Source organism: Enterococcus sp. DIV1307a (genome assembly GCF_050537425.1).
In the GTDB taxonomy this organism is placed as follows: Bacteria; Bacillota; Bacilli; order Lactobacillales; family Enterococcaceae; genus Enterococcus; species Enterococcus faecalis.
On the sequence record NZ_CP172914.1, the window covers coordinates 693,056 to 712,597 of the forward strand.

21 protein-coding genes are annotated in these 19,542 nt (G+C 36.5%); 16 read left to right on the plus strand and 5 right to left on the minus strand.

Annotated features, from left to right (window positions below; genetic code table 11):
• Positions 1–48: 48 nt before the first annotated feature.
• Complete coding sequence (locus IGL90_RS03315; RefSeq protein ID WP_010824467.1) at positions 49–471, plus strand: hypothetical protein; 423 nt, start codon at positions 49–51, stop codon at positions 469–471.
• A gap of 143 nt (positions 472–614) precedes the next feature.
• On the opposite strand, the gene IGL90_RS03320 is transcribed toward IGL90_RS03315, so the two are convergent.
• Positions 615–995, minus strand: a complete 381-nt coding sequence (locus IGL90_RS03320; protein ID WP_048738153.1) for an MmcQ/YjbR family DNA-binding protein — start codon at positions 993–995, stop codon at positions 615–617.
• Positions 996–1,062: 67 nt separating this feature from the next.
• Here IGL90_RS03320 and IGL90_RS03325 point away from each other — a divergent pair, with 67 nt between their 5' ends.
• From IGL90_RS03325 to IGL90_RS03335, 3 genes are all read left to right on the plus strand, one after another.
• Complete coding sequence (locus IGL90_RS03325) at positions 1,063–1,422, plus strand: DUF1304 domain-containing protein (RefSeq protein ID WP_048738155.1); 360 nt, start codon at positions 1,063–1,065, stop codon at positions 1,420–1,422.
• 67 nt (positions 1,423–1,489) lie between these two features.
• Positions 1,490–1,984, plus strand: a complete 495-nt coding sequence (locus IGL90_RS03330; protein WP_002368164.1) for a GNAT family N-acetyltransferase — start codon at positions 1,490–1,492, stop codon at positions 1,982–1,984.
• 17 nt (positions 1,985–2,001) lie between these two features.
• Entirely contained in the window at positions 2,002–2,517 is a 516-nt protein-coding gene (locus IGL90_RS03335; RefSeq protein ID WP_048738157.1) for a GrpB family protein, read from the plus strand.
• A gap of 15 nt (positions 2,518–2,532) precedes the next feature.
• Here IGL90_RS03335 and IGL90_RS03340 read toward each other — a convergent pair whose 3' ends face one another.
• Both IGL90_RS03340 and IGL90_RS03345 read right to left on the minus strand, forming a co-directional pair.
• Positions 2,533–3,708: a SulP family inorganic anion transporter gene (locus IGL90_RS03340; RefSeq protein ID WP_048738158.1), complete on the minus strand. Its 1,176-nt coding sequence runs from the start codon at positions 3,706–3,708 to the stop codon at positions 2,533–2,535.
• Positions 3,709–3,801: 93 nt separating this feature from the next.
• Positions 3,802–4,830 carry a YeiH family protein gene (locus IGL90_RS03345; RefSeq protein WP_002355805.1) on the minus strand — a complete coding sequence of 343 codons (1,029 nt, stop codon included), beginning with the start codon at positions 4,828–4,830 and terminating at the stop codon, positions 3,802–3,804.
• Between the two features lie 112 nt (positions 4,831–4,942).
• Between IGL90_RS03345 and IGL90_RS03350 the strand changes: the two genes are divergently transcribed.
• The 9 genes from IGL90_RS03350 to IGL90_RS03390 all read left to right on the plus strand — a co-directional run bounded on the left by IGL90_RS03350 (position 4,943) and on the right by IGL90_RS03390 (position 14,026).
• The gene (locus tag IGL90_RS03350; RefSeq protein WP_002358839.1) at positions 4,943–5,773 is read left to right on the plus strand and encodes a LysR family transcriptional regulator; all 831 of its coding nucleotides are present in this window, start codon (positions 4,943–4,945) and stop codon (positions 5,771–5,773) included.
• Between the two features lie 64 nt (positions 5,774–5,837).
• Positions 5,838–6,710 (plus strand): VOC family protein, encoded by an 873-nt coding sequence (locus tag IGL90_RS03355; RefSeq protein WP_048738160.1) that lies wholly within the window; start codon positions 5,838–5,840, stop codon positions 6,708–6,710.
• Positions 6,711–6,984: 274 nt separating this feature from the next.
• Complete coding sequence (locus IGL90_RS03360; RefSeq protein WP_002355808.1) at positions 6,985–7,209, plus strand: hypothetical protein; 225 nt, start codon at positions 6,985–6,987, stop codon at positions 7,207–7,209.
• An 88-nt stretch (positions 7,210–7,297) separates the two neighbouring features.
• The gene (sapR, locus tag IGL90_RS03365) at positions 7,298–7,972 is read left to right on the plus strand and encodes a two-component system response regulator SapR (protein WP_002355809.1); all 675 of its coding nucleotides are present in this window, start codon (positions 7,298–7,300) and stop codon (positions 7,970–7,972) included.
• Positions 7,973–7,985: 13 nt separating this feature from the next.
• On the plus strand, positions 7,986–9,011 hold the full coding sequence (sapS, locus tag IGL90_RS03370; RefSeq protein ID WP_002358842.1) for a two-component system sensor histidine kinase SapS: 1,026 nt from the start codon (positions 7,986–7,988) through the stop codon (positions 9,009–9,011).
• Positions 9,012–9,158: 147 nt separating this feature from the next.
• A complete protein-coding gene (locus IGL90_RS03375; protein ID WP_002355811.1) occupies positions 9,159–10,022 on the plus strand; it encodes a GRP family sugar transporter in 864 nt (287 codons plus the stop codon).
• Positions 10,023–10,062: 40 nt separating this feature from the next.
• Entirely contained in the window at positions 10,063–11,454 is a 1,392-nt protein-coding gene (locus tag IGL90_RS03380) for an amino acid permease (RefSeq protein WP_002364708.1), read from the plus strand.
• Between the two features lie 187 nt (positions 11,455–11,641).
• Positions 11,642–13,651: a methionine--tRNA ligase gene (metG, locus tag IGL90_RS03385; RefSeq protein ID WP_002355813.1), complete on the plus strand. Its 2,010-nt coding sequence runs from the start codon at positions 11,642–11,644 to the stop codon at positions 13,649–13,651.
• Positions 13,652–13,750: 99 nt separating this feature from the next.
• Positions 13,751–14,026 carry a hypothetical protein gene (locus IGL90_RS03390; RefSeq protein WP_002361374.1) on the plus strand — a complete coding sequence of 92 codons (276 nt, stop codon included), beginning with the start codon at positions 13,751–13,753 and terminating at the stop codon, positions 14,024–14,026.
• 58 nt (positions 14,027–14,084) lie between these two features.
• Here IGL90_RS03390 and IGL90_RS03395 read toward each other — a convergent pair whose 3' ends face one another.
• Positions 14,085–14,690 (minus strand): hypothetical protein, encoded by a 606-nt coding sequence (locus IGL90_RS03395; protein ID WP_002383359.1) that lies wholly within the window; start codon positions 14,688–14,690, stop codon positions 14,085–14,087.
• Between the two features lie 120 nt (positions 14,691–14,810).
• Positions 14,811–17,033, minus strand: a complete 2,223-nt coding sequence (locus IGL90_RS03400) for a HelD family protein (protein WP_048738164.1) — start codon at positions 17,031–17,033, stop codon at positions 14,811–14,813.
• Between the two features lie 134 nt (positions 17,034–17,167).
• On the opposite strand from IGL90_RS03400, the gene IGL90_RS03405 reads away from it, so the two are divergent.
• From IGL90_RS03405 to rsmA, 3 genes are read left to right on the plus strand one after another with little or no spacing between them, the layout of a single operon-like run.
• Complete coding sequence (locus IGL90_RS03405; protein WP_002358846.1) at positions 17,168–17,938, plus strand: TatD family hydrolase; 771 nt, start codon at positions 17,168–17,170, stop codon at positions 17,936–17,938.
• Positions 17,935–18,519, plus strand: coding sequence for a ribonuclease M5 (gene rnmV, locus IGL90_RS03410; RefSeq protein WP_002368172.1), 585 nt, complete (start codon positions 17,935–17,937; stop codon positions 18,517–18,519). Before IGL90_RS03405 ends, rnmV begins: the two co-directional genes overlap by 4 nt.
• Positions 18,520–18,537: 18 nt before the next feature.
• Positions 18,538–19,425, plus strand: coding sequence for a 16S rRNA (adenine(1518)-N(6)/adenine(1519)-N(6))-dimethyltransferase RsmA (gene rsmA / locus IGL90_RS03415; protein ID WP_048738166.1), 888 nt, complete (start codon positions 18,538–18,540; stop codon positions 19,423–19,425).
• Positions 19,426–19,542: the final 117 nt, after the last annotated feature.

Below are 19,542 nucleotides of genomic sequence, written 5' to 3' on the forward strand. Positions count from 1 at the left end.
AGTAGACTTCAAATAAATTAATCAAATTAGCAAAAAAAGGAGTTAAAAATGAATAAGAATAAAATAATTGGGTTTAGCTTTATACTAATCATGGCAATTTTAGGAATCATCGCGGTTTTTTTCGAGTTAACTAGTTTAATTATTGTAATCGTTCCACTAGTCACGTATGTGTATCACGCTTTTTTTGTCGCTCCAAAACAAAAACAATTTCTAAACATAAAAGAAGCAGTCAAGAATTCAACTTTCTCCAATGAGCAACTCTCTGAACGAACAAATATTGAACCTGAAAAAATTAATTTATTACGAATAGAGTGTTCCTTTACAACGGAAGAACTTAAACGTTTAGCCACAGTATTAGAACTCCATGAAGATAAATCCGCTCAAAAAAATGGAAAAAGAGTACTACTAATTGTCGTGGGTTTCATTTTGACGCTTCTGATCGTCTATTTTGTCTTTGGCGAGAATGCTTAAACAAATGTTAGTATCAAAAATCCAGAGGAAAGTGCTATCTATCAACAAGGTTGGGGCAAAATATCAAGCCTTTATTATTTTCTATGCCTGAGACAAAAAGCCAAAGTGATTTTTATCTCAGGCTCTACTCTTAGTACGTTCCTTTAATAACTCCGTTGGTAACTTTCACCTATAAATGAAAAAATTTGTGAGAGCGGAATTTCTTCAGAAAGACTTAACCAATGCTCTTTATTCATATGATAGGCAGGAAAATAGCCAGGTTGGTTCTTTAATAAGGCAATCAATTCAGGCGCAAGTTTAACGGTTAAAATAGTGAGCTGCTTATTCTCGGTAGCGCCGAGCAGTTGTGCATCCAGTGGCATAATTAAAGCAAACCATTTTGCATTTCTAGGATGACGAAAGACGAGATAGTCTGGGTGTTTTTCAAAAGGGAAATCGGGCGTTATCTGATAACGTTCTTGGATATAGGCGCTAATAGTTTCTTGAAAAGTCATAGGTTTCTTCCTTTCGTTAAGGCTAGGCATATCTATTTACATCATAGCAAAAATTACATAAAATTACTTCGTTCAAAGGAATGGGAGGAGGGAGCAGATGACATTAATTTCAACAATTTTAGTAACCTTGGTGGCTGTAGAATTTTTCTACATTATGTATTTAGAAACGATTGTACCAACATCTGAGACAACAAGCCGTGTTTTTAAAATGGATAAGCAAGAGTTACAAAGAAAATCAGTGACTACATTGTTTAAAAATCAAGGAATCTATAATGGACTAATCGGTGCAGGACTTATTTATAGTGTCTATTTTGCGCAAGCAACGATGGAGATGAAAAAATTTTTATTGATTTATATTATTTTAGTGGCGGCGTACGGTAGCTTAAGTAGTGATAAAAAAATTATTTTAACACAAGGCGGTTTAGCTATCGTGGCTTTGATTAGTTTACTCGTTTAGCCATCAGAGTTAATAGAGAGAGACAGTCAAATCGACAGAAAAAACACGGTTGATTTGACTATTTTTTATGGAATTGAGAGAGACAAAATGTGGTATACTTTGTTTATTAGATAGGGAGGAATTAAAAATGCTGAACCAAAAAGAAGTAAAAAAAACCGATTATCCTCAATTAATTTCTCTATGGCGTTCTTCAGTAGAAGCTACCCATTTGTTTTTGAGTCAGGCAGATATTGATAAAATCGAAGTAGTTTTACCTGATTATTTTCAACAAGTTCAATTAAGTATGTGGTTAAATGAAGAACAGAAATGCGTGGGCTTTAGTGGAACAAACCAACAAACTTTGGAAATGTTATTTATTGACCCAGTCTATTTTCGTAAAGGCTATGGTGGAGAAATTATCAAAAAATTAATAGAGCAAGAATCAATTGTCTTTGTTGATGCCAATAAACAAAATGAAGGGGCTGTGAAGTTCTATCAATCTCAAGGGTTTCAAGTAATTGGTGAATCAAAGGAAGATCCTCAAGGAAATCCGTTTCCTATTTTACATATGAAACGGATATAGAAAAGAGGGAAGAAATCATGCGGGTAATCGTTACTGAATACCAACCAGCCTGGGTGGAACAGTTTGAAGAAGAAGCCCAAGCGTTGAAACAGATTCTAAAGGAAAATTTTCTTAAAGTTGAACATATCGGTAGCACATCTGTGCCTAATTTAGCAGCCAAACCAATTATTGATTTTTTGGTCATTGTTGAAGAAATTGAAAAAGTAGACCTGTTACAAGGGGAATTTGAAAGAATCGGTTATGAATATATGGGGGAATTTGGACTATCAGGACGTCGTTATTTACGAAAAGGCCCGATAAAAAGAACACATCATGTGCATATTTATCAGTTTGACAATACGCAAGAAATTTTGCGCCATCTTGCTTTTCGAAATTATTTACGAGAAAATCCGTCAATTGCTACAACCTATGGTACATTAAAAAAGCAATTGGCCCAAGCACACCCCGATAGCATTGATAAATATATGGATGGCAAGGATGCGTTCATTAAGAAAATAGAAAAAGAAGCGTTGAAGAAATATTGGGAAAAATAAAAAAAGTTGCTAAAGCTAGCAACTTTTTTTTGGTTCTTTTTTGAAAAAATGATAAAGAAGACCACTTAAAAGAACACCTAGAATAATTCCAATCGCTAAATTATGCGTATAGACGATCACACCCACTGTCACGAGTAAAATAACAATTTCAGTAATTTCAAAAGTTCGGAAAAGCTGTAAACTTTCCCAATCAAAGGTGTCGACTGCCACTGTCATCATGATCCCAATCAATGCAGCTGTAGGAATGGCTACCATCACGGATTTAAAAACAAAAATGAATAGAAGGAGGGTAATACCTGAAATCAAAGTAGAAAGCCGTTTTCGTCCTCCAGATTTAACATTAATGACCGCTTGCCCGATCATCGCACAGCCAGCTTGGCCACCAAAAAAGCCGGTAATTATATTAGCGAATCCTTGCGCCTTAACTTCTCGTTGGCTATCACTTTGGCTCGCTGTCATTTTGTCCACAATGGGGATCGTCAATAAAGATTCAATTAATCCGACCATTGCTAAGGCAACAGAGCTAGGTAAAATAATCCACAACGTTTCTAAGTTGACGGGTACATTAGGCCAACGGATCGCTGGATGAAATTGACTCATTTTACCAAGATCACCTATCGTTTGCAAATGACCTTTTAAAAAATAGGACAGGATAGTCATGAATAAAATAACAATTAACGCAGGAGGCACAATTGTAATAAACTTAGGTAATAGATAAATAAGTAAGATACTACAGATAATCATGCCGTAGGACCACAGTGTTTGATGAGGCAATTGTTGTACTTGCGCCATGAAAATTAAAATGGCTAACGCATTGACGAATCCGTACATCACTGTCTTGGGAATAAAGCGCATTAATTTATGGATACCTAAATAACCTAAAATAAATTGTAGAAAGCCTGTTAAAATAGTCGCAGCAAGCATGTATGACAAACCATGTGCTTGAATTAAGCCTGCAAGGACTAAGGCCATTGAGCCAGCAGACGCCGAAACCATTGCCGGACGGCCGCCCGTAAAAGTAATCACAAGTAAAGTAACAGCTGAAGCAAACACTGCAGAAAGCGGGTGAACACCAGCAATAATCGCAAACCCGATTACTTCTGGTAAAATGGCGACAGAAGAAACGAGACCGGCAAAGAGATCATTTCGTTCATTGCCTAACCATTCGCTTTTTTTAATACTAAATAACATCGAAAAACTCCTTTAAGTTAATAAAACCTTATTCATAATAGCATGAATAAGCTGAAATAAAAAAGTTTGACGTGTTAACGTCAAACTTTTTTATTAGAACTGTAACAGTGCCAACAACAAAATGGCTAGGACGACTTGAACAGTTCCTACTGATAAACCATAGATTAAGAAACGTTTGCCTTCTTGGAAAAACTTTTTAAAATCGAGTCGTAACCCGATTGCTGCCAAGGCAGTAATTTCAAACCAAGAACTAAAGAAGTGAGCAGTCTCACTGATCACGACGGGGAAATGAATCAAACTATTAAAGACACAGGCAATGAAAAAGCCAACTACATACCAAGGTAGGGCGCTACTTTTTTTGGTGACTTCTACCAACTCAGCCTCTGATTCTGCCGTCTTACTTTGCTTGAAACGTCCAAATAAATAGACAACTGCTACGAGTAGGACAATCCGCATAATTTTAAAGAGCATCGCAAGTTGAACTGCGTTCTCATTGACCATATTGGCACTGGCGACAACCTGACCAACTGATTGTAAAGTCCCTCCGATTAGTGCGCTACGAGCCAACAAATTGGTACCATAGAGAATCCCACTTAAAATGGGTAAGGTCAACATTAAAACGGTACCTAATAAGTTTACTAAAGTAATGATTTGGCCTTTTTCTTCCTCATCTGCTTGAATTGCTGGAGCAATCGAAGCAATGGCAGAGGATCCACAAACGGCATTACCACCAGCCATCAATAAAGACATATTATCAGAAAAAGCCAGTTTTTTACCGATCAAATAGGCAAAAATAATGGTCAGCGACATTTGAATGAGAATAAATGCGACACCTTGTAAGCCAATTTGGGCAATCGTTTGAAAGGTCACGGTGGTTCCCAATAAAACAACAGAAAATTCTAGTAATTTACTTTCGGCTACTTTGGTTCCGCGATTTAAATTGGCACCGCGAACAAAGGTATTTCCCAAAAAGATTCCTAGTAAAATAGCTATCGTTGCGGCGCCTAAGCTAGGTAACCAGATGGCAAGAAACTTGCTAAGGCAGGCGACAAGGAAAGCTGTTAGCAAGCCGGGAAGAATTTGGAATAAAGATTGGATATAATCATTTTCTGAATTTTTCATTGAAAAAATCTCTCTTTCTTGTTCATTACTTCCAGTATAACGAAATTTTTTACATTTGAGAAATAAATAGTTAAAATAATATTTATAATAGAAAGTTATCGAAAGGATGCCTATGTTTAAATTATTAAAGACTTTTCAAATTGTGTATGAGCAAATGAACTTTTCCAAAGCAGCTACCTGCCTATATATCTCACAACCAGCCGTTTCTAATCAAATCAAACAATTAGAAGAAGAATTAGGCTGTTCATTGTTTTTAAGAAATGGTCGACAAGATGTAGTCCCTACTAGGCAAGCAGAAGTCTTGTATAATCGTTTGCTAAATTTAGCTGATGATTGGCAAGAAACATTAACAGCTCTTCATCAGGCGAGATTACCTAAAGAAACTTGCCGAATTGCTGCGTCTAATACTTTTGCAGTTTATTATTTGCCGCAACTGATGCAGCATTTACAGACACAGTATGCAACAATCAATTTTGTTTTAGAAATGAACAATTCAGAAGAAGTAGTGGAAAAAGTTGAAAAACATCAAGTTGATTTTGGCTTTATCGAAAAACCATTAATTACGAAAGGCGCCTCTCGTGAAGAAATTATTCAGGATCAATTGGTTTTAGCTGGGGACCCTGCCAATCAGAATTGGTTGGTACGTGAAAAGGATTCTGGGGTCTTTCATTATACCCAACAGTATTTAGAAGAAAGTAATCAAAGCCCAACACTCATGACAGTTAAAAATAATGAAATGATTGTTAAAATGTTGGAATTGGGCATGGGGCAATCGTTGCTTTCAAGAAAAGCGATTACTGAAAAAATCCCCTTCCAAACGTTAGGTGAAAAGTACTGGCGTTCCTTTTATTTTTTGACACGGGGACATTTAAAATCCTCCTTGCTTCAAGAAGTAAAACAAGCAATTTATCGATTCTATCAGACGGAAATGAATAAATACTAAAACGTTCTCTTTGTTTATTTATCAATCTTTGACTACACTAAAGAAAACGAAGGAGGGAACCACAATGCCTAAATTTTCACCATGTTTATGGTTTGACACACAAGCGGAAGAAGCTGCTAACTTCTATACAACAATCTTTGAAAAAGGTGCGATTCTAAGTAAAACGAACTACGTTAATGAGGAGCACCAACCTCAAGGAACATCATTAATGACCATTGAATTTACCTTGGCGAACCAAACAATCATTGGTTTAAATGGCGGACCAGAATTTTCCTTTACGCCAGCTAGTTCATTTTTTGTTGAATGTAAAACATTATCACAAACAGAAACGTTGTGGAGAAATTTAACAGCAGATGGACAGATATTGATGCCTTTTGGGGAATATCCTTTTAGTCCTTTATATGGTTGGGTAGTGGACAAATTTGGTGTCTCTTGGCAAGTGTCTTTTTCAGGAAAAGAACAAACAATTGTACCAACCTTTATGTTTGCTAATGAAAAATATGGCGAAGCAGCCAAAGCTCTATCAGAATGGTTGGCGATTTTCGGTCCAGGCGAAATAATTGAAAAAGTTGAATATGAAGATGGGAATATTGCGCAAGCACTTTTCACATTACAGGAGCAACCGTTTCGAGTAATGGATGCACGAGATAAACATGACTTTGATTTTACCATGGCCTTCTCCATTTATATTGATTGTGAAAATCAGGAGGAAATAGATCGGCTATGGCAACAAGTGACTGCTAAAGGGAAAGAATGGCCGTGTGGCTGGATGGAAGATCAATTTGGGGTCAGTTGGCAAACAGGCAATCCTGAACTGAAACGTTATTTATCTGACTCAAATCCAGCTAGAGCAAATGAAGTGACCAAAAAATTGTACCAAATGAAAAAAATAGATTTAAACCAGTTAAAAGAAGTGTATGACAAATATAATCATTAGAAAAACTGAGGTTGTCTGATCGACTACACTTCGTTACGTTGGTATCAATTCCAATACATGGAACATACTAGAGTTGAAGGGCTTGTCTTTTAAGGATCAAGACCTTCAACTCTTAAAAAAGGCTCGATTCTTGCGAGTTCCAAAGAGGCTGCTTCTATTCTGTTGTTTATCTTAAGGGTTAGGACTCTGCCGATTTTTTTATAAGATTATGCTATAATTAAGAGTAGTAAATTATTGAAGGAAAAATGAAAAGTCCAAAATAGGAAGTGGTAAAATGATTGAGTTAATTGTGTTGTTAACAGTTTTTACTTATGGAACGAACTTTGTTTTATATCTTATTTTGAAAAATAAAAAGTCCATGCCAATTGTCGAAAAAGCTTCTATTGTATTAGGAATTAATATGTCTGTGTTATTATTAGATGGTATTTTTGCTTTTGTTGGTAAATTCATCATGTTATCAGAATGGGAATTATTAGCGCCTATTTTTGAAATAGTGTAAAAATCATCATAAAGTCCTATATCCAAAAAGAATGAAGTTTGTTAGGATAAGAAAGATGAAAATTTAGAAATAAAAGAGGTGGGATTGCATGGCTAAAATCATGATTGTCGAAGATGAAACAACCATTCGAGAATTAATTAGCGAGGAATTACAAAAATGGCAATTTGAAACGATTGGAACAACCGATTTTAATGATGTATTGGATGATTTTCAAGAGGAGAATCCTCAATTAGTCTTGATGGATATTAATTTACCTGTGTACGACGGGTACTATTGGTGTCAAAAAATTCGTGAAGTTTCTAAAGTACCAATTATTTTTATTTCGAGTCGTAGTACCAATATGGATATGATTATGGCGATGAACATGGGCGCGGATGATTTTGTTACAAAACCGTTCCAGATAGATGTTTTAATTGCTAAAATCAATGCTTTGTTGCGCCGCTCTTATAACTATTCCGATACGGATAGTGAAGTGCTTTCACATAATGGCATTACTTTAAATGTGGACAATGGACGAATGGAAATCAAAGGCGAAATGATCGATTTAAGTAAAAATGAATACCGATTACTGTATCTTTTAATGAAAAAGCACGGAAAAATTTTAACACGTGAAAAACTATTGCGCGCTTTATGGGACGATGAACGTTTTGTGGATGACAATACGTTGACGGTAAATATCAATCGTTTACGAAAAAAAATTGAGCAAGCGGGGATTGCTGGCTATATTGAAACCAAAGTGGGCGTCGGTTATATGGTGCCCTAGATAGGAGTAGACAATGACCATTCTAAAGTATTTAAAAGATCGCTGGTTATTACTAATTGGTTGGTTATTTTTTCTGTTCTTAACTTGTTTTATTTTATGGTTGGCTCCTAATGTCCGCTTAGATTGGACAGTGGTTGGCTATATCTTTTTACTGCAAAGTGTTTTTTTATCGCTATTTTTAACAATTGATTATTATTTAAAACGTAAGTGGTGGCTTTCGTTGGCAACGGAAAAAGAGCCGCCTTCTTTACAAGAATATTTGAATACAGCAGAAAAAGAAGAAGAACTACTTGTCCAAACGTATATTAACGGTTTATTGCAAGAGCACCAACAAACCATGCAGCAAGCAATTAACAACCAACAGGACCAAAAAGATTACATTGACTCTTGGGTTCATGAAATCAAAGTCCCCCTAGCGGCTATCACGTTACTGGTACAATCTGTCGAAGATGATATTCCAGAGAAAAAATATTATCTATTGGAAAATGAGTTAGGGAAAATTGATGAATATGTCGAGCAAGTCCTATATTATGCTAGACTGGACAGCTTTTCTCGAGATTATTTACTCCAAGAATATTCTTTAAAAGAAATTGTGCAATCTGTTGTTCGTACGCAAGCAAATTATTTTATCCAAAAAAGATTGCAATTCTCAATTGAAGGGGAAGATGAAGCGGTTTTAACCGACCGAAAATGGGTCATTTTTATTTTCCGCCAATTATTAAGTAATGCAGTCAAGTATACGCCAGAAGGCGGCACGATTACGGTCCTAATTTCCAAAAATAAACAAGGTATTTATTTATCTTTAAAAGATTCTGGGATTGGCATTCCGATGCAAGATCAACGACGCATTTTTGATAAAGGATTTACTGGTGAAAACGGGCGGAAAAGTGAACAGCATTCGACTGGTCTTGGCCTGTATTTGGCCCATAGCTTAGCGAAAAAGTTAGGTCATGATTTAACAGTCGAATCGACAGAAGGGCAAGGTACGACGATGACATTGTTTTTCCCTTCCCTCAGTTATTATAATGAAGTGAAATAAAAAGTAGGTCTATCAGCAAACTAAAGAGGTGATAGGCCTTTTTTTATTTATTAAAACTTTCTTGCTAACTTCTCTTACTCTTCTTAGTTGTTTAGAAAACGTTTTTATTGTTAGAATGAAATGAAATAAATTTGTTAGGAGAATATTATGAGTTTACTTATCGCTTTAGTGCCCATGATTGCGTGGGGCAGTATTGGTTTAGTCAGCGGTAAAATTGGTGGAAGCGCCAATCAACAAACGTTAGGTATGACAATCGGCGCATTACTATTTTCAATTGTTGTCTTTTTTGTCATCCAGCCTACGTTGACGACAGCCACATTAATTGTTGGATTTATATCTGGTTTATTCTGGAGTTTGGGACAGAATCAACAATTTCATAGCATGAAATATATGGGCGTTTCAGTTGGCTTACCAATTTCAACTGGGATGCAGTTAGTTGTTAATACCGTTGCAGGGGCTGTTTTTTTCCATGAATGGACAAAAACAAAAGATTTTGTTGTGGGCTTTATCGCTTTAGCCTTTTTAGTTTTTGGGGTGTATTTAACAGCTCGACAAGATGATGATAGTCAACCGAAAACCTCAAACAGTATGTTAGATTTTAATAAAGGGATTCGGGCGTTGATTTTCTCAACAGTTGGGTATGGCGTCTATACCATCATTATTAATGCCACTGGTTTAGATCCGTGGGGAATTATTTTGCCACAAAGTATTGGTATGTTAGTGGGGGCTAGTTTCTTTGCCTTCAAAAAAGTCAAAGTTGATCGTTTTGTTTGGATGAATATGACGACGGGTCTGCTTTGGGGCTTAGGAAATATTTGTATGTTATTAACCATGCGTGAAATTGGCTTAGCTATTAGCTTCTCTTTATCACAAATGGGGATTATTATTTCGACTCTTGGGGGCATCTTCCTTTTAGGGGAAAGAAAATCAAAAAAAGAAATGTTTTATGTTATTTTTGGTTGCATTTTTGTTATTCTAGGTGGTATTCTTTTAGGGTATATGAAAGCGTAAATAGTTTATTTACGCTTATTTTTTTTACGGGGGTAAACACATGTCTATTTTCAGAAAAAAAGAAATCACTGTGCCTGTCAATGACAGTGGTGGGATGAAAAAAAATCTTAAGACGATGGACTTAATTTTTCTAGGAATTGGGGCTGTAGTAGGAACAGGGATTTTTGTTGTGACAGGTGTCGCAGCGGAACGCTATGCAGGTCCAGGGCTCGTCTTATCATTTCTGGTAGCAGCAGCCGCGATTATTTTATCTGGTTTATGCTATGCAGAATTTGCATCACGTATTCCGGTCATTGGTGGGCCGTATGCCTACATGTATGTGGTCTTTGGAGAAATTGTGGCTTGGATGACTGGTTGGATGATTATTTGTGAGTTTTTCTTGGCGGTTTCATCCGTTGCTTCAGGTTGGTCAGGCTATGTCCATGGCTTTTTGGATAGCTTAGGTTTTTCTTTGCCGCAAGCGTTAAGTGGTGCTTATAATCCAACAAATGGTACATATATTGATTTGATTGCCATGTTGGTCGTTGTAGCCGTAACTTTTTGGGTATCTTTAGAAGCGAAAACAGCGTTACGTTTAAATAACTTAATGGTTTTCGTGAAGTTTGGGATTATTTTATTATTTGTTCTCGTTGGGATCTTTTATGTAAAACCAACGAACTGGCAACCATTTATTCCTTATGGTTTTTCAGGCGTTTTCAGTGGTGCTGCCTTAGTTTTCTTTGCCTTTCTAGGGTTTGATGCGGTTAGCATGGCCGCGGAGGAAGTGAAGAATCCGAAAAAAGATATTCCAAAAGGGATTATTGGTTCCATTATTATTTCAACATTGTTATATATTGTTGTTACGTTAGTTTTAACTGGGATTGTTCCATTTACGGATTTAGGGGTCAAGGATCCGGTGGCTTTTGCGATGCGCTTCATTAATCATGGCGCAATTGCGACAATCATTTCAGTTGGTGCTATTTTAACCTTATTAACAGTGACGATTGCGATGATGTACAGTTTAGCCCGTGTGATTTATGCGATTAGTAAAGATGGATTATTGCCGCAGTTTATGAGCAAAATCGATGAGAAGCGGCACACACCTAAGAATGCAACCTATGTAGCTGGATTTTTAGCAATGGTTTTTGCTGGTGTTGTTCCAATGGAGATGTTGGCTGAACTTACAAATATCGTGACACTCTTTTATCTGATGTTTCTCGCTTTAGGAATTATCAAATTACGGACAATGAAAGGAGAACCGCAAGCAGGTGAATTTAAAGTACCACTTGTGCCGGTTCTACCATTAATTTCAATCGTGGTTTGTGCGGCTCTGATGTTCCAATTGTCTTTAGCTACTTGGCAAGTATTTGGCATAGCCGTAGTGATTGGTTTGGCTATTTATTTCTTTTATGGACGACACCATAGTATCGTTCGTTTCGAGACAAAAGAATAAAAATGAACAAAAAAAGAGAGGAATACTTGTCAATTAGACAGGTCTTTCTCTCTTTTCTTTCTGGCATTTTCTTCATTTTCAAGAGAAAACCGACAAGAAATATAGTTTAATAATGTCTAATTATGGTATACTGTTTAGGAGTAAATCCTGAGGGTTTAGGAAAATGACTAAAGGAGGTTTTTTCTGTATGTCACAGAAAGAAACATTTTATATTACCACCCCAATTTATTACCCAAGTGGGAAGTTACATATTGGGAATTCATATACAACAATCGCCTGCGATGCAATGGCCCGTTACAAGCGTTTAATGGGTTTTGATGTATTTTATTTAACAGGTGTGGATGAACATGGCCAAAAAATTGAAAAAAAAGCTGCTGAGTTGAATGTGACACCAAAAGAGTACGTTGATAAAATGGCAGCAGATGTTCAAAAATTATGGAAAACATTAGATATCAGCTATGATAAATTTATTCGGACAACGGATGATTATCACATGGCAGCCGTGCAACAAATTTTTGACCGTTTAGTAGAACAAGGAGATATCTACCTTGGAGAATATGAAGGTTGGTATTCAGTTTCTGATGAAGAATTTTTCACTGAAACACAATTAGCTGAAGTATATCGTGACGATGAAGGCAATGTCATTGGTGGGAAAGCACCAAGTGGTCACGAAGTCGAATTAGTTAAAGAAGAATCCTATTTCTTCCGCATGAGTAAATATGCGGATCGCTTGGTACAATATTACGAAGAACATCCAGAATTTATTCAACCAGAATCTCGTAAAAATGAGATGCTAAATAACTTCATCAAACCAGGATTGGAAGATTTAGCCGTTTCAAGAACGACTTTCTCTTGGGGAATTCCATTAAAAAATGATCCAAAACATGTGGTTTACGTATGGATTGATGCGTTATCAAACTATATTACAGCACTAGGTTATGGCTCAGAAGATGATTCATTATTCCAAAAATATTGGCCTGCGAACGTGCAAATGGTTGGGAAAGAAATCGTGCGTTTCCATACGATTTATTGGCCAATTATGTTAATGGCCTTGGATTTACCATTACCGAAAAAAGTCTTTGGACATGGTTGGTTATTGATGAAAGACGGAAAAATGTCTAAATCTAAAGGAAATGTTGTTTACCCTGAAATGTTAGTAGAACGCTACGGTCTAGATGCGTTACGTTACTATTTATTACGAGCAATTCCATTTGGTAGTGATGGCGTCTTTACACCAGAAGATTTCGTTTCTCGCTTAAATTATGATTTAGCTAATGACTTAGGAAACTTGTTGAATCGAACAATTGCGATGATTAATAAATATTGTGATGGCAAAGTACCAGCCTATGCTTCAAAAGTTACCCCATTTGATAGTGAACTATCGACAACTGCGGCGAATGTTATTGGAAAATATCATGAAGCAATGGAAAAAATGGAATTTAACACGGCCATTGCAGAAATCTGGACGCTAGTTTCTCGTGCCAATAAATATATTGATGAAACAGCGCCTTGGGTATTGGCTAAAGAAGAAGAGAAACGCAACGAATTAGAAAGTGTCATGATCCATTTAGCGGAAAGCTTACGAATTGTGGCAATCTTATTGCAACCAGTCATGACAGAAACACCAGGGAAAATTTTCGAACAATTAGGCTTAGATCCAGAAACAATGAACATGGAAAATATTCATTTTGGTGAGTTCCCAACAGACGTAACAGTAACAAGTAAAGGAACACCTATTTTCCCACGTTTAGAAATTGAAACAGAAGTAACGTATATTCAAAAGAAAATGTCCCAAAGCGAAAGTGCTACAGAAGAGGATATTAAATGGAATCCAGAAGAAACAACGTTGGTTTCAACGAAAGAAAAACAAATTAAGTACGATGATTTCGATAAAGTGGAATTAAAAGTTGCCGAAGTTATTGACTGTAAAAAAGTCAAAGGAGCAGATAAATTATTGCAATTCCGTTTAGATGCTGGAGATGAAAACCATCGTCAAATTCTTTCAGGTATTGCTGAATTTTATCCAGATCCAGCTGCGCTAATTGGCAAAAAAGTAGTCATTGTGGCTAACTTAAAACCAAGAAAAATGCGTGGTCAAATTAGCCAAGGAATGATTCTTTCAGCTGAATCACCAGAAGGGAAACTTCAAATTGTTGAAGCACCAAAAGAAATGCCAAATGGTGCAGGAATCGCATAAAAGCATAAGTAGTAAAGATAAAAGGTGAATTGTAACCTTTTATCTTTACTACTTTTTTTGTATACTAGAAGAAAAGTGATTTGATGTGGGGGAAGTTTGATGGCTTATCATAAATTTAAATTTTATGAGCAACGAAAAAATGATCCTAAATGGCGTCCGTATTATTTAGAAGCTATGAGAGTAAGGGAACAAGCACGGCTAACAGTTCAACGTAGAAAAAGAAGGGCAAGAATTAGAACCTTTTTAGTGGTTGCGATACTGGTTATTTTAGTTTTTCTGTTATTGGCTCATTGGACATATTCACAAACAAATGAACTCTCTTTCTCCAGTTTTATCGACGTCCTAAAATCGAAAATCAACGAATTTTTAAATTAAAAGAATCGCAGAAAAGCCTAGAAAAAATCATTTGCGATTTTTCCTAGGCTTTTTTATTTTAGAGTTTCACTTTTTTAGGTATTCGTTTTTTACCAAAACGGCCTTTCGTTAGGCGACTTGGTAAAATAATCAGTAAGAGTGAAAAAGGGACACTAATAATTTGCCACGTGAGTAAACGGCCTAAGCTATTATTTTTATAGAGCCACTCTAATATAAAATGCAGCCCTAAAATACTTAACAAAGCCAAGCCTGTCAGGAAATAAGGCGTTGATACCCAGTCGGTCGTTTTCAAAAGGCTAAAACCTAAAGGAATTAGATAAAAGTAAGCACTTGTTAAAGTAATCCGCCAACTTTTCATAACGGTGCCTAAATTAATTATAAAAAAAAGTAAAGATAGGACTAAAGCAAAAGGTGGAAACAAAGCCACTAACGCCGAATAGATGGTTCCCCAGACGAGCATTAAGGGACCTTTAACAATAGCGGCAATAAGTGTAAACAAGCCAATTAGGAGTAACTGCTGTGTCAGTGAGCCAAAGGTTAGCAAGCCAAATAAAATAAGCAGTAGCCAGTGCCAAATGGTTTGGTTTTGTTGTTTTCGCTCAATAGTTACATTTTTTTGGATAGAGGTTTTTAAAAAGTTTTCTAAATCAGGTGATTGTTTCACCTTCTCACGCTCCTCTCAACTTAAGAGACAACAAACGAGTAGGTCTGCTAATTAAAAAGCAGTGCCTACTCGTCTATTATAAGTGGTTTTTCTAAAAATAAAATCCGCCTTAAGTCTCAGTTACTGGGCTGCCAAGTAAGGTGTAAACCATTCGGAAAGTGTGCCGGTATAAGGTAAAACGACCCGTTTCATTCCACGAGAAATAGCAGTATACAGAATTTTTTTATCTCGTTTATTGTCGGAATAACGATTAACATTTGGGTTATGAAGAATTACATTATCAAATTCTAGACCTTTTGCCATATCAATTGATAAAACTTGCAGTGACGGATGCTCTTCCAATGAAAGAGAAGCACTAAGTTCTTTTGTTAATTGTTCTTTTTCTGCAAAAGTTTTAGTAATAATGGCGGTGCTTTCTTTCGGATCAAAAGTTGCAATGGAAGTGACGATTGCTTTAAGATAGTCAGACGCAGAGTCACAAGGAATAAATGTCGGCTTTTCTCCATCATGCCGGATGGGCACAATGGTTAATTGCTCTGGTTGAGTGCCTAATGTTTGGAAGAGTCGTGTAATTTCTTTACTTGAACGATAGCTGTTTAATAATTGATAGGTTCCAACAGAACGGCTGGTTTCGTTAACCAATAGATCATGGGCTTCAGAAAATTCAATGGCTGTATTAAAAATGGCTTGATTTTCATCACCAGCTAAAGTAAAACTAGCTTTAGGGAAAAGTGTCAGCAGTAATAATAATTGGGCTTCTGTATAATCTTGGACTTCATCGACTAGGATAAAAGCCATTTGCTGGTTGGCGAGGTTTTCAATAAATGCATGTTTCACCAAAATAAGGGCCACAATTTCATCGGCTGTGAAAACAGCTGTCTCTTTTTGATACGATTTTTCAGTGAATAAAGAATAAAACGTTTCAAAAAAGGCCCATTGATCTAGCCAAGCATCATTTTTAATAGCGGCAGTGATAGAGCGATATTTTTTCTTCAAACGTTTTAAAGCAAAATCAGCCAGATGTTTTTCATTATCTTCGGTAATCACTGTGCCAAAATAACGAACTTGTTCAGCTTCTGTTAAATCTTGGAATTGATCCAACATTTTTTTAGAATGGGCTTGTTTTAATAAGTACCGTGTCCAAAGACTGGTTAACTTTTCTTTTGTGGCTGAAATTCGTTGGCGAATACTCAAGTCAGCTGGTGTTTCTTGATAAAGTTTAAAAATTGTTTCTGAAGTAAATAAGGTCTGCTTTTTAAAAGTTAAAGGACGGAAAAAATGTGGCTGCACAACTGCTTTTTCAGGATTGCTTAAAAGAAACGTTGCAAATTCTTTTGAACGAATAACGTGCTCTTGCTCCGTTGCCTCAGAGCGAGTAATGCGTTCGAAATAGTCCGTTTCTTCTTCCATTGGCCATGCTTCTTTGGTAGTGAAGCGCAAAAATTGTAAAAGAGTCAAATTCAAGGGATTTCGTTCGCCTAAATTCGGTAAAACTTGAGAAATATAATCAATAAATGTTGAATTTGGTGAAAGTAATAAAATATTATCCGCTGTAATTTCTGCTCGATGTTGATAAAGTAAATAAGCAATCCGTTGCATAATCGCAGACGTTTTCCCACTACCAGCAATCCCGTTGACTAGTAGGAGTGGCTGCGTTTCGTCACGAATTATTTGATTTTGTTCTTGTTGAATGGTTGTCGTAATGTCCTTCATATAAGGAGAAGCATCTTCTTCTAAAGAATGCAATAACACATCATCTTGAATCGCAATGGTTGTGTCAAAATAGTTGATTAATTGATCTTTTTCAATAATTAACTGTCTTTTCAAATCAAGTTGTACAGGAATGGTTTGTTGATGTGCCGTGTAGGCTGTTTTCCCTAAAACATTGTCATAAAATAACGAAGCAATCGGTGAGCGCCAATCGTGAATGCGCGTTTCTTCTTCTAAAGAAGTAAAATCGTTTACGCCAATATAAAAGTTTTCTGGCTCTTCAGGGCTGTCTTCAAAAGTCACGCCAATTTTGCCAAAATAAGGAACTTGTAATAGGCGTTTCACTTTGTCTAAATTTTTAGCCGTTGCTTCATTTTTTAAGTTCCACTGATCAATTTCACGGTTCTTCATTTCCAACATGGCAAACGTTTCTAGATTATCGGCATAACTATCAAAATTCAGCTTAGAATCGCGACCAAATTCCTCTAGCATATGTTTGCCATCTTTCATTGTGTTCGCCAATTGCTCTTCGTAAACTTTTTTAGCCGCTTGCAGCTCATGATAAACCGTTGTTAAATGCTGTTTTTCAAAAATTTTTTCATCGGTCATGGAGATTCCTCCTTTTAATAACATGACTGAATAGTATACGTTACTTTTAGCATAAATGCAAGCGCTGTTTATGAGGAAATGGCGAATCTTGTCGCCTAGTCATTCAGATTTTTCAAGAAATATGATAAAGTAGAGAGGAGATAAAGGAGGCAATCATAATGATTTTTGATACACATACACATTTGAATGCAGAACAATTTAATGATGATATTCCAGAAACGATTGCACATGCCCAAGAATTGGGTGTTACAGAGATGGCCGTGGTCGGTTTTGATGAACCAACGATTGAAAAATCTCTTTTACTTAGTCAGGAATATGCCAATATTTATAGTATCATTGGTTGGCATCCAACAGAAGCGGGTAGCTATACGCCAGAGGTTGAACGACGATTACAAGAACAATTAACGTTGCCAAAAATTGTCGCATTAGGTGAAATCGGTCTTGATTATTACTGGATGGAGGATCCTAAAGAGGTGCAAGAAAAAGTCTTTCGCCGTCAAATTGCGATTGCTCGGGAAATGAATTTACCGTTTAGTGTGCATACGAGAGAGGCATTAGAAGATACCTATCGAATTTTAAAAGATGAAAAAATTTCAGATATTGGTGGAATCATGCATAGTTTCAGTGGTGATGCCGAGTGGATGAAGAAATTTTTAGATTTAGGTTTGCATATTTCTTTTAGTGGAGTCGTAACGTTTAAAAAGGCGTTGGATGTTCAAGAAGCGGCGATGGCGGTACCACTTGAACGAATGTTGGTGGAAACAGATGCACCCTATTTAGCCCCGGTTCCTTATCGTGGTAAACGGAATGAACCAGGCTATACACGATACGTAGTGGAAAAAATTGCTGAATTGCGTCAACTAACCTTTGAAGAAGTGGCAGAACAAACGAGAGTCAACGCTCATCGCTTGTTTCGGATAGATAAATGAAGGAAAAAATGAAAGTTGCAGAAATCATTGTCGTTGAAGGAAAAGACGACACACGCCGCATTCAAGAGGTAGTTGCAGCGGATACGATTGAAACGATTGGCTCTGCTATCAATGATGAAATTTTGACACAAATTGAACACGCACAAGAAACGAGAGGCGTGATTATTTTTACAGATCCAGACTATTCGGGCGAAAAAATTCGTAAAACAATAATGGAAGTTGTCCCTGATGCAAAGCATGCTTTTTTATCAAGAAAAGTCGCAGTGCCTAAAAAAAATGGCGGTAGCCTAGGGGTTGAACATGCTAGTGATGAAGCAATTATTGAAGCATTAAAAAAAGTCGTAACACCTGTTCAAGCTGGTGAAGACTATCAAGAAATTCCTAGACAAACACTAGTTGAATATGGTTTAATAGCGGGAGCAAATGCAAAAAAATACCGTGAATTATTAGGAGATGACCTAAGAATTGGCTATACAAATAGCAAACAGTTAGTCAAACGGTTAAGCATGTTTCGGATTACAGAAGCAGAATTGAAAGAAAGCATGACACGTATTTTAAAAGAACTTGCAAACGAAGAATAACTACATGGAGGAACAAGCGTGACGGACTATAAAGAAATTGCCACACCATCCAGAACCAAAGAAATATTAAAAAAGCATGGATTTTCATTTAAAAAGAGTTTAGGTCAAAATTTTTTGACAGAGCCTAATATTTTAAGAAAAATTGTAGAAACAGCGGGAATTAATCAGCAGACAAATGTTGTCGAAGTCGGGCCTGGAATTGGTGCATTAACAGAGCAATTAGCAATGAACGCAGCCCAAGTTGTGGCCTTTGAAATTGATGATCGCTTGATACCTGTCTTAGCGGATACCTTAAGTCGCTATGATAATGTGACAGTGGTGCATCAAGATGTTTTAAAAGCTGATTTGGTCGAGACAACCAACCAAGTTTTTCAAGAGAAGTATCCGATTAAAGTGGTGGCTAACCTACCTTACTATATTACTACGCCAATTATGATGCATTTTTTAGAATCTTCTTTAGATGTAGCCGAAATGGTTGTGATGATGCAAAAAGAGGTCGCTGATCGAATTGCTGCTAAACCTGGAACGAAAGCTTATGGCTCATTATCAATTGCTGTCCAATATTTTATGGAAGCAAGTGTCGCCTTTATTGTGCCAAAAACGGTTTTTGTGCCGCAGCCCAATGTTGACTCGGCGATTATTAAATTGACGCGCCGTGCTACACCAGCAGTGACAGTGACCAATGAAAAAGAATTTTTCAAATTAACCAAAGCCAGTTTCCAATTAAGACGTAAAACATTGTGGAATAACTTAACGCATTTTTATGGGAAAGATGAACAAACGGTGGCTTGGATAAAAGAGAGCCTAGCTGAAGCAGAAATTGATCCTTCTAGACGTGGTGAAACATTGTCTTTAGAAGAATTCGCTCGTTTAAGTAATGCTTTAGAAAAAAATAAACCAGTATAAAAAAGAACTTTCTGTTATTTATGAGAAATAACAGAAAGTTCTTTTATGTGTCTTGACACATTGCGGCTGTTCAGCTACACTTGAGAAAAACAAAAAGGTGTCATGACATCTTTAGGA

Coding starts and splice junctions, on each gene's coding strand:
- IGL90_RS03315 (WP_010824467.1), top strand. CDS start 49: ATGAATAAGAATAAAATAATTGGGTTTAGCTTTATACTAATCATGGCA.
- IGL90_RS03320 (WP_048738153.1), bottom strand. CDS start 995: ATGCCTAGCCTTAACGAAAGGAAGAAACCTATGACTTTTCAAGAAACT.
- IGL90_RS03325 (WP_048738155.1), top strand. CDS start 1,063: ATGACATTAATTTCAACAATTTTAGTAACCTTGGTGGCTGTAGAATTT.
- IGL90_RS03330 (WP_002368164.1), top strand. CDS start 1,490: ATGGAATTGAGAGAGACAAAATGTGGTATACTTTGTTTATTAGATAGG.
- IGL90_RS03335 (WP_048738157.1), top strand. CDS start 2,002: ATGCGGGTAATCGTTACTGAATACCAACCAGCCTGGGTGGAACAGTTT.
- IGL90_RS03340 (WP_048738158.1), bottom strand. CDS start 3,708: ATGTTATTTAGTATTAAAAAAAGCGAATGGTTAGGCAATGAACGAAAT.
- IGL90_RS03345 (WP_002355805.1), bottom strand. CDS start 4,830: ATGAAAAATTCAGAAAATGATTATATCCAATCTTTATTCCAAATTCTT.
- IGL90_RS03350 (WP_002358839.1), top strand. CDS start 4,943: ATGTTTAAATTATTAAAGACTTTTCAAATTGTGTATGAGCAAATGAAC.
- IGL90_RS03355 (WP_048738160.1), top strand. CDS start 5,838: ATGCCTAAATTTTCACCATGTTTATGGTTTGACACACAAGCGGAAGAA.
- IGL90_RS03360 (WP_002355808.1), top strand. CDS start 6,985: ATGATTGAGTTAATTGTGTTGTTAACAGTTTTTACTTATGGAACGAAC.
- sapR (WP_002355809.1), top strand. CDS start 7,298: ATGGCTAAAATCATGATTGTCGAAGATGAAACAACCATTCGAGAATTA.
- sapS (WP_002358842.1), top strand. CDS start 7,986: ATGACCATTCTAAAGTATTTAAAAGATCGCTGGTTATTACTAATTGGT.
- IGL90_RS03375 (WP_002355811.1), top strand. CDS start 9,159: ATGAGTTTACTTATCGCTTTAGTGCCCATGATTGCGTGGGGCAGTATT.
- IGL90_RS03380 (WP_002364708.1), top strand. CDS start 10,063: ATGTCTATTTTCAGAAAAAAAGAAATCACTGTGCCTGTCAATGACAGT.
- metG (WP_002355813.1), top strand. CDS start 11,642: ATGTCACAGAAAGAAACATTTTATATTACCACCCCAATTTATTACCCA.
- IGL90_RS03390 (WP_002361374.1), top strand. CDS start 13,751: ATGGCTTATCATAAATTTAAATTTTATGAGCAACGAAAAAATGATCCT.
- IGL90_RS03400 (WP_048738164.1), bottom strand. CDS start 17,033: ATGTTATTAAAAGGAGGAATCTCCATGACCGATGAAAAAATTTTTGAA.
- IGL90_RS03405 (WP_002358846.1), top strand. CDS start 17,168: ATGATTTTTGATACACATACACATTTGAATGCAGAACAATTTAATGAT.
- rnmV (WP_002368172.1), top strand. CDS start 17,935: ATGAAGGAAAAAATGAAAGTTGCAGAAATCATTGTCGTTGAAGGAAAA.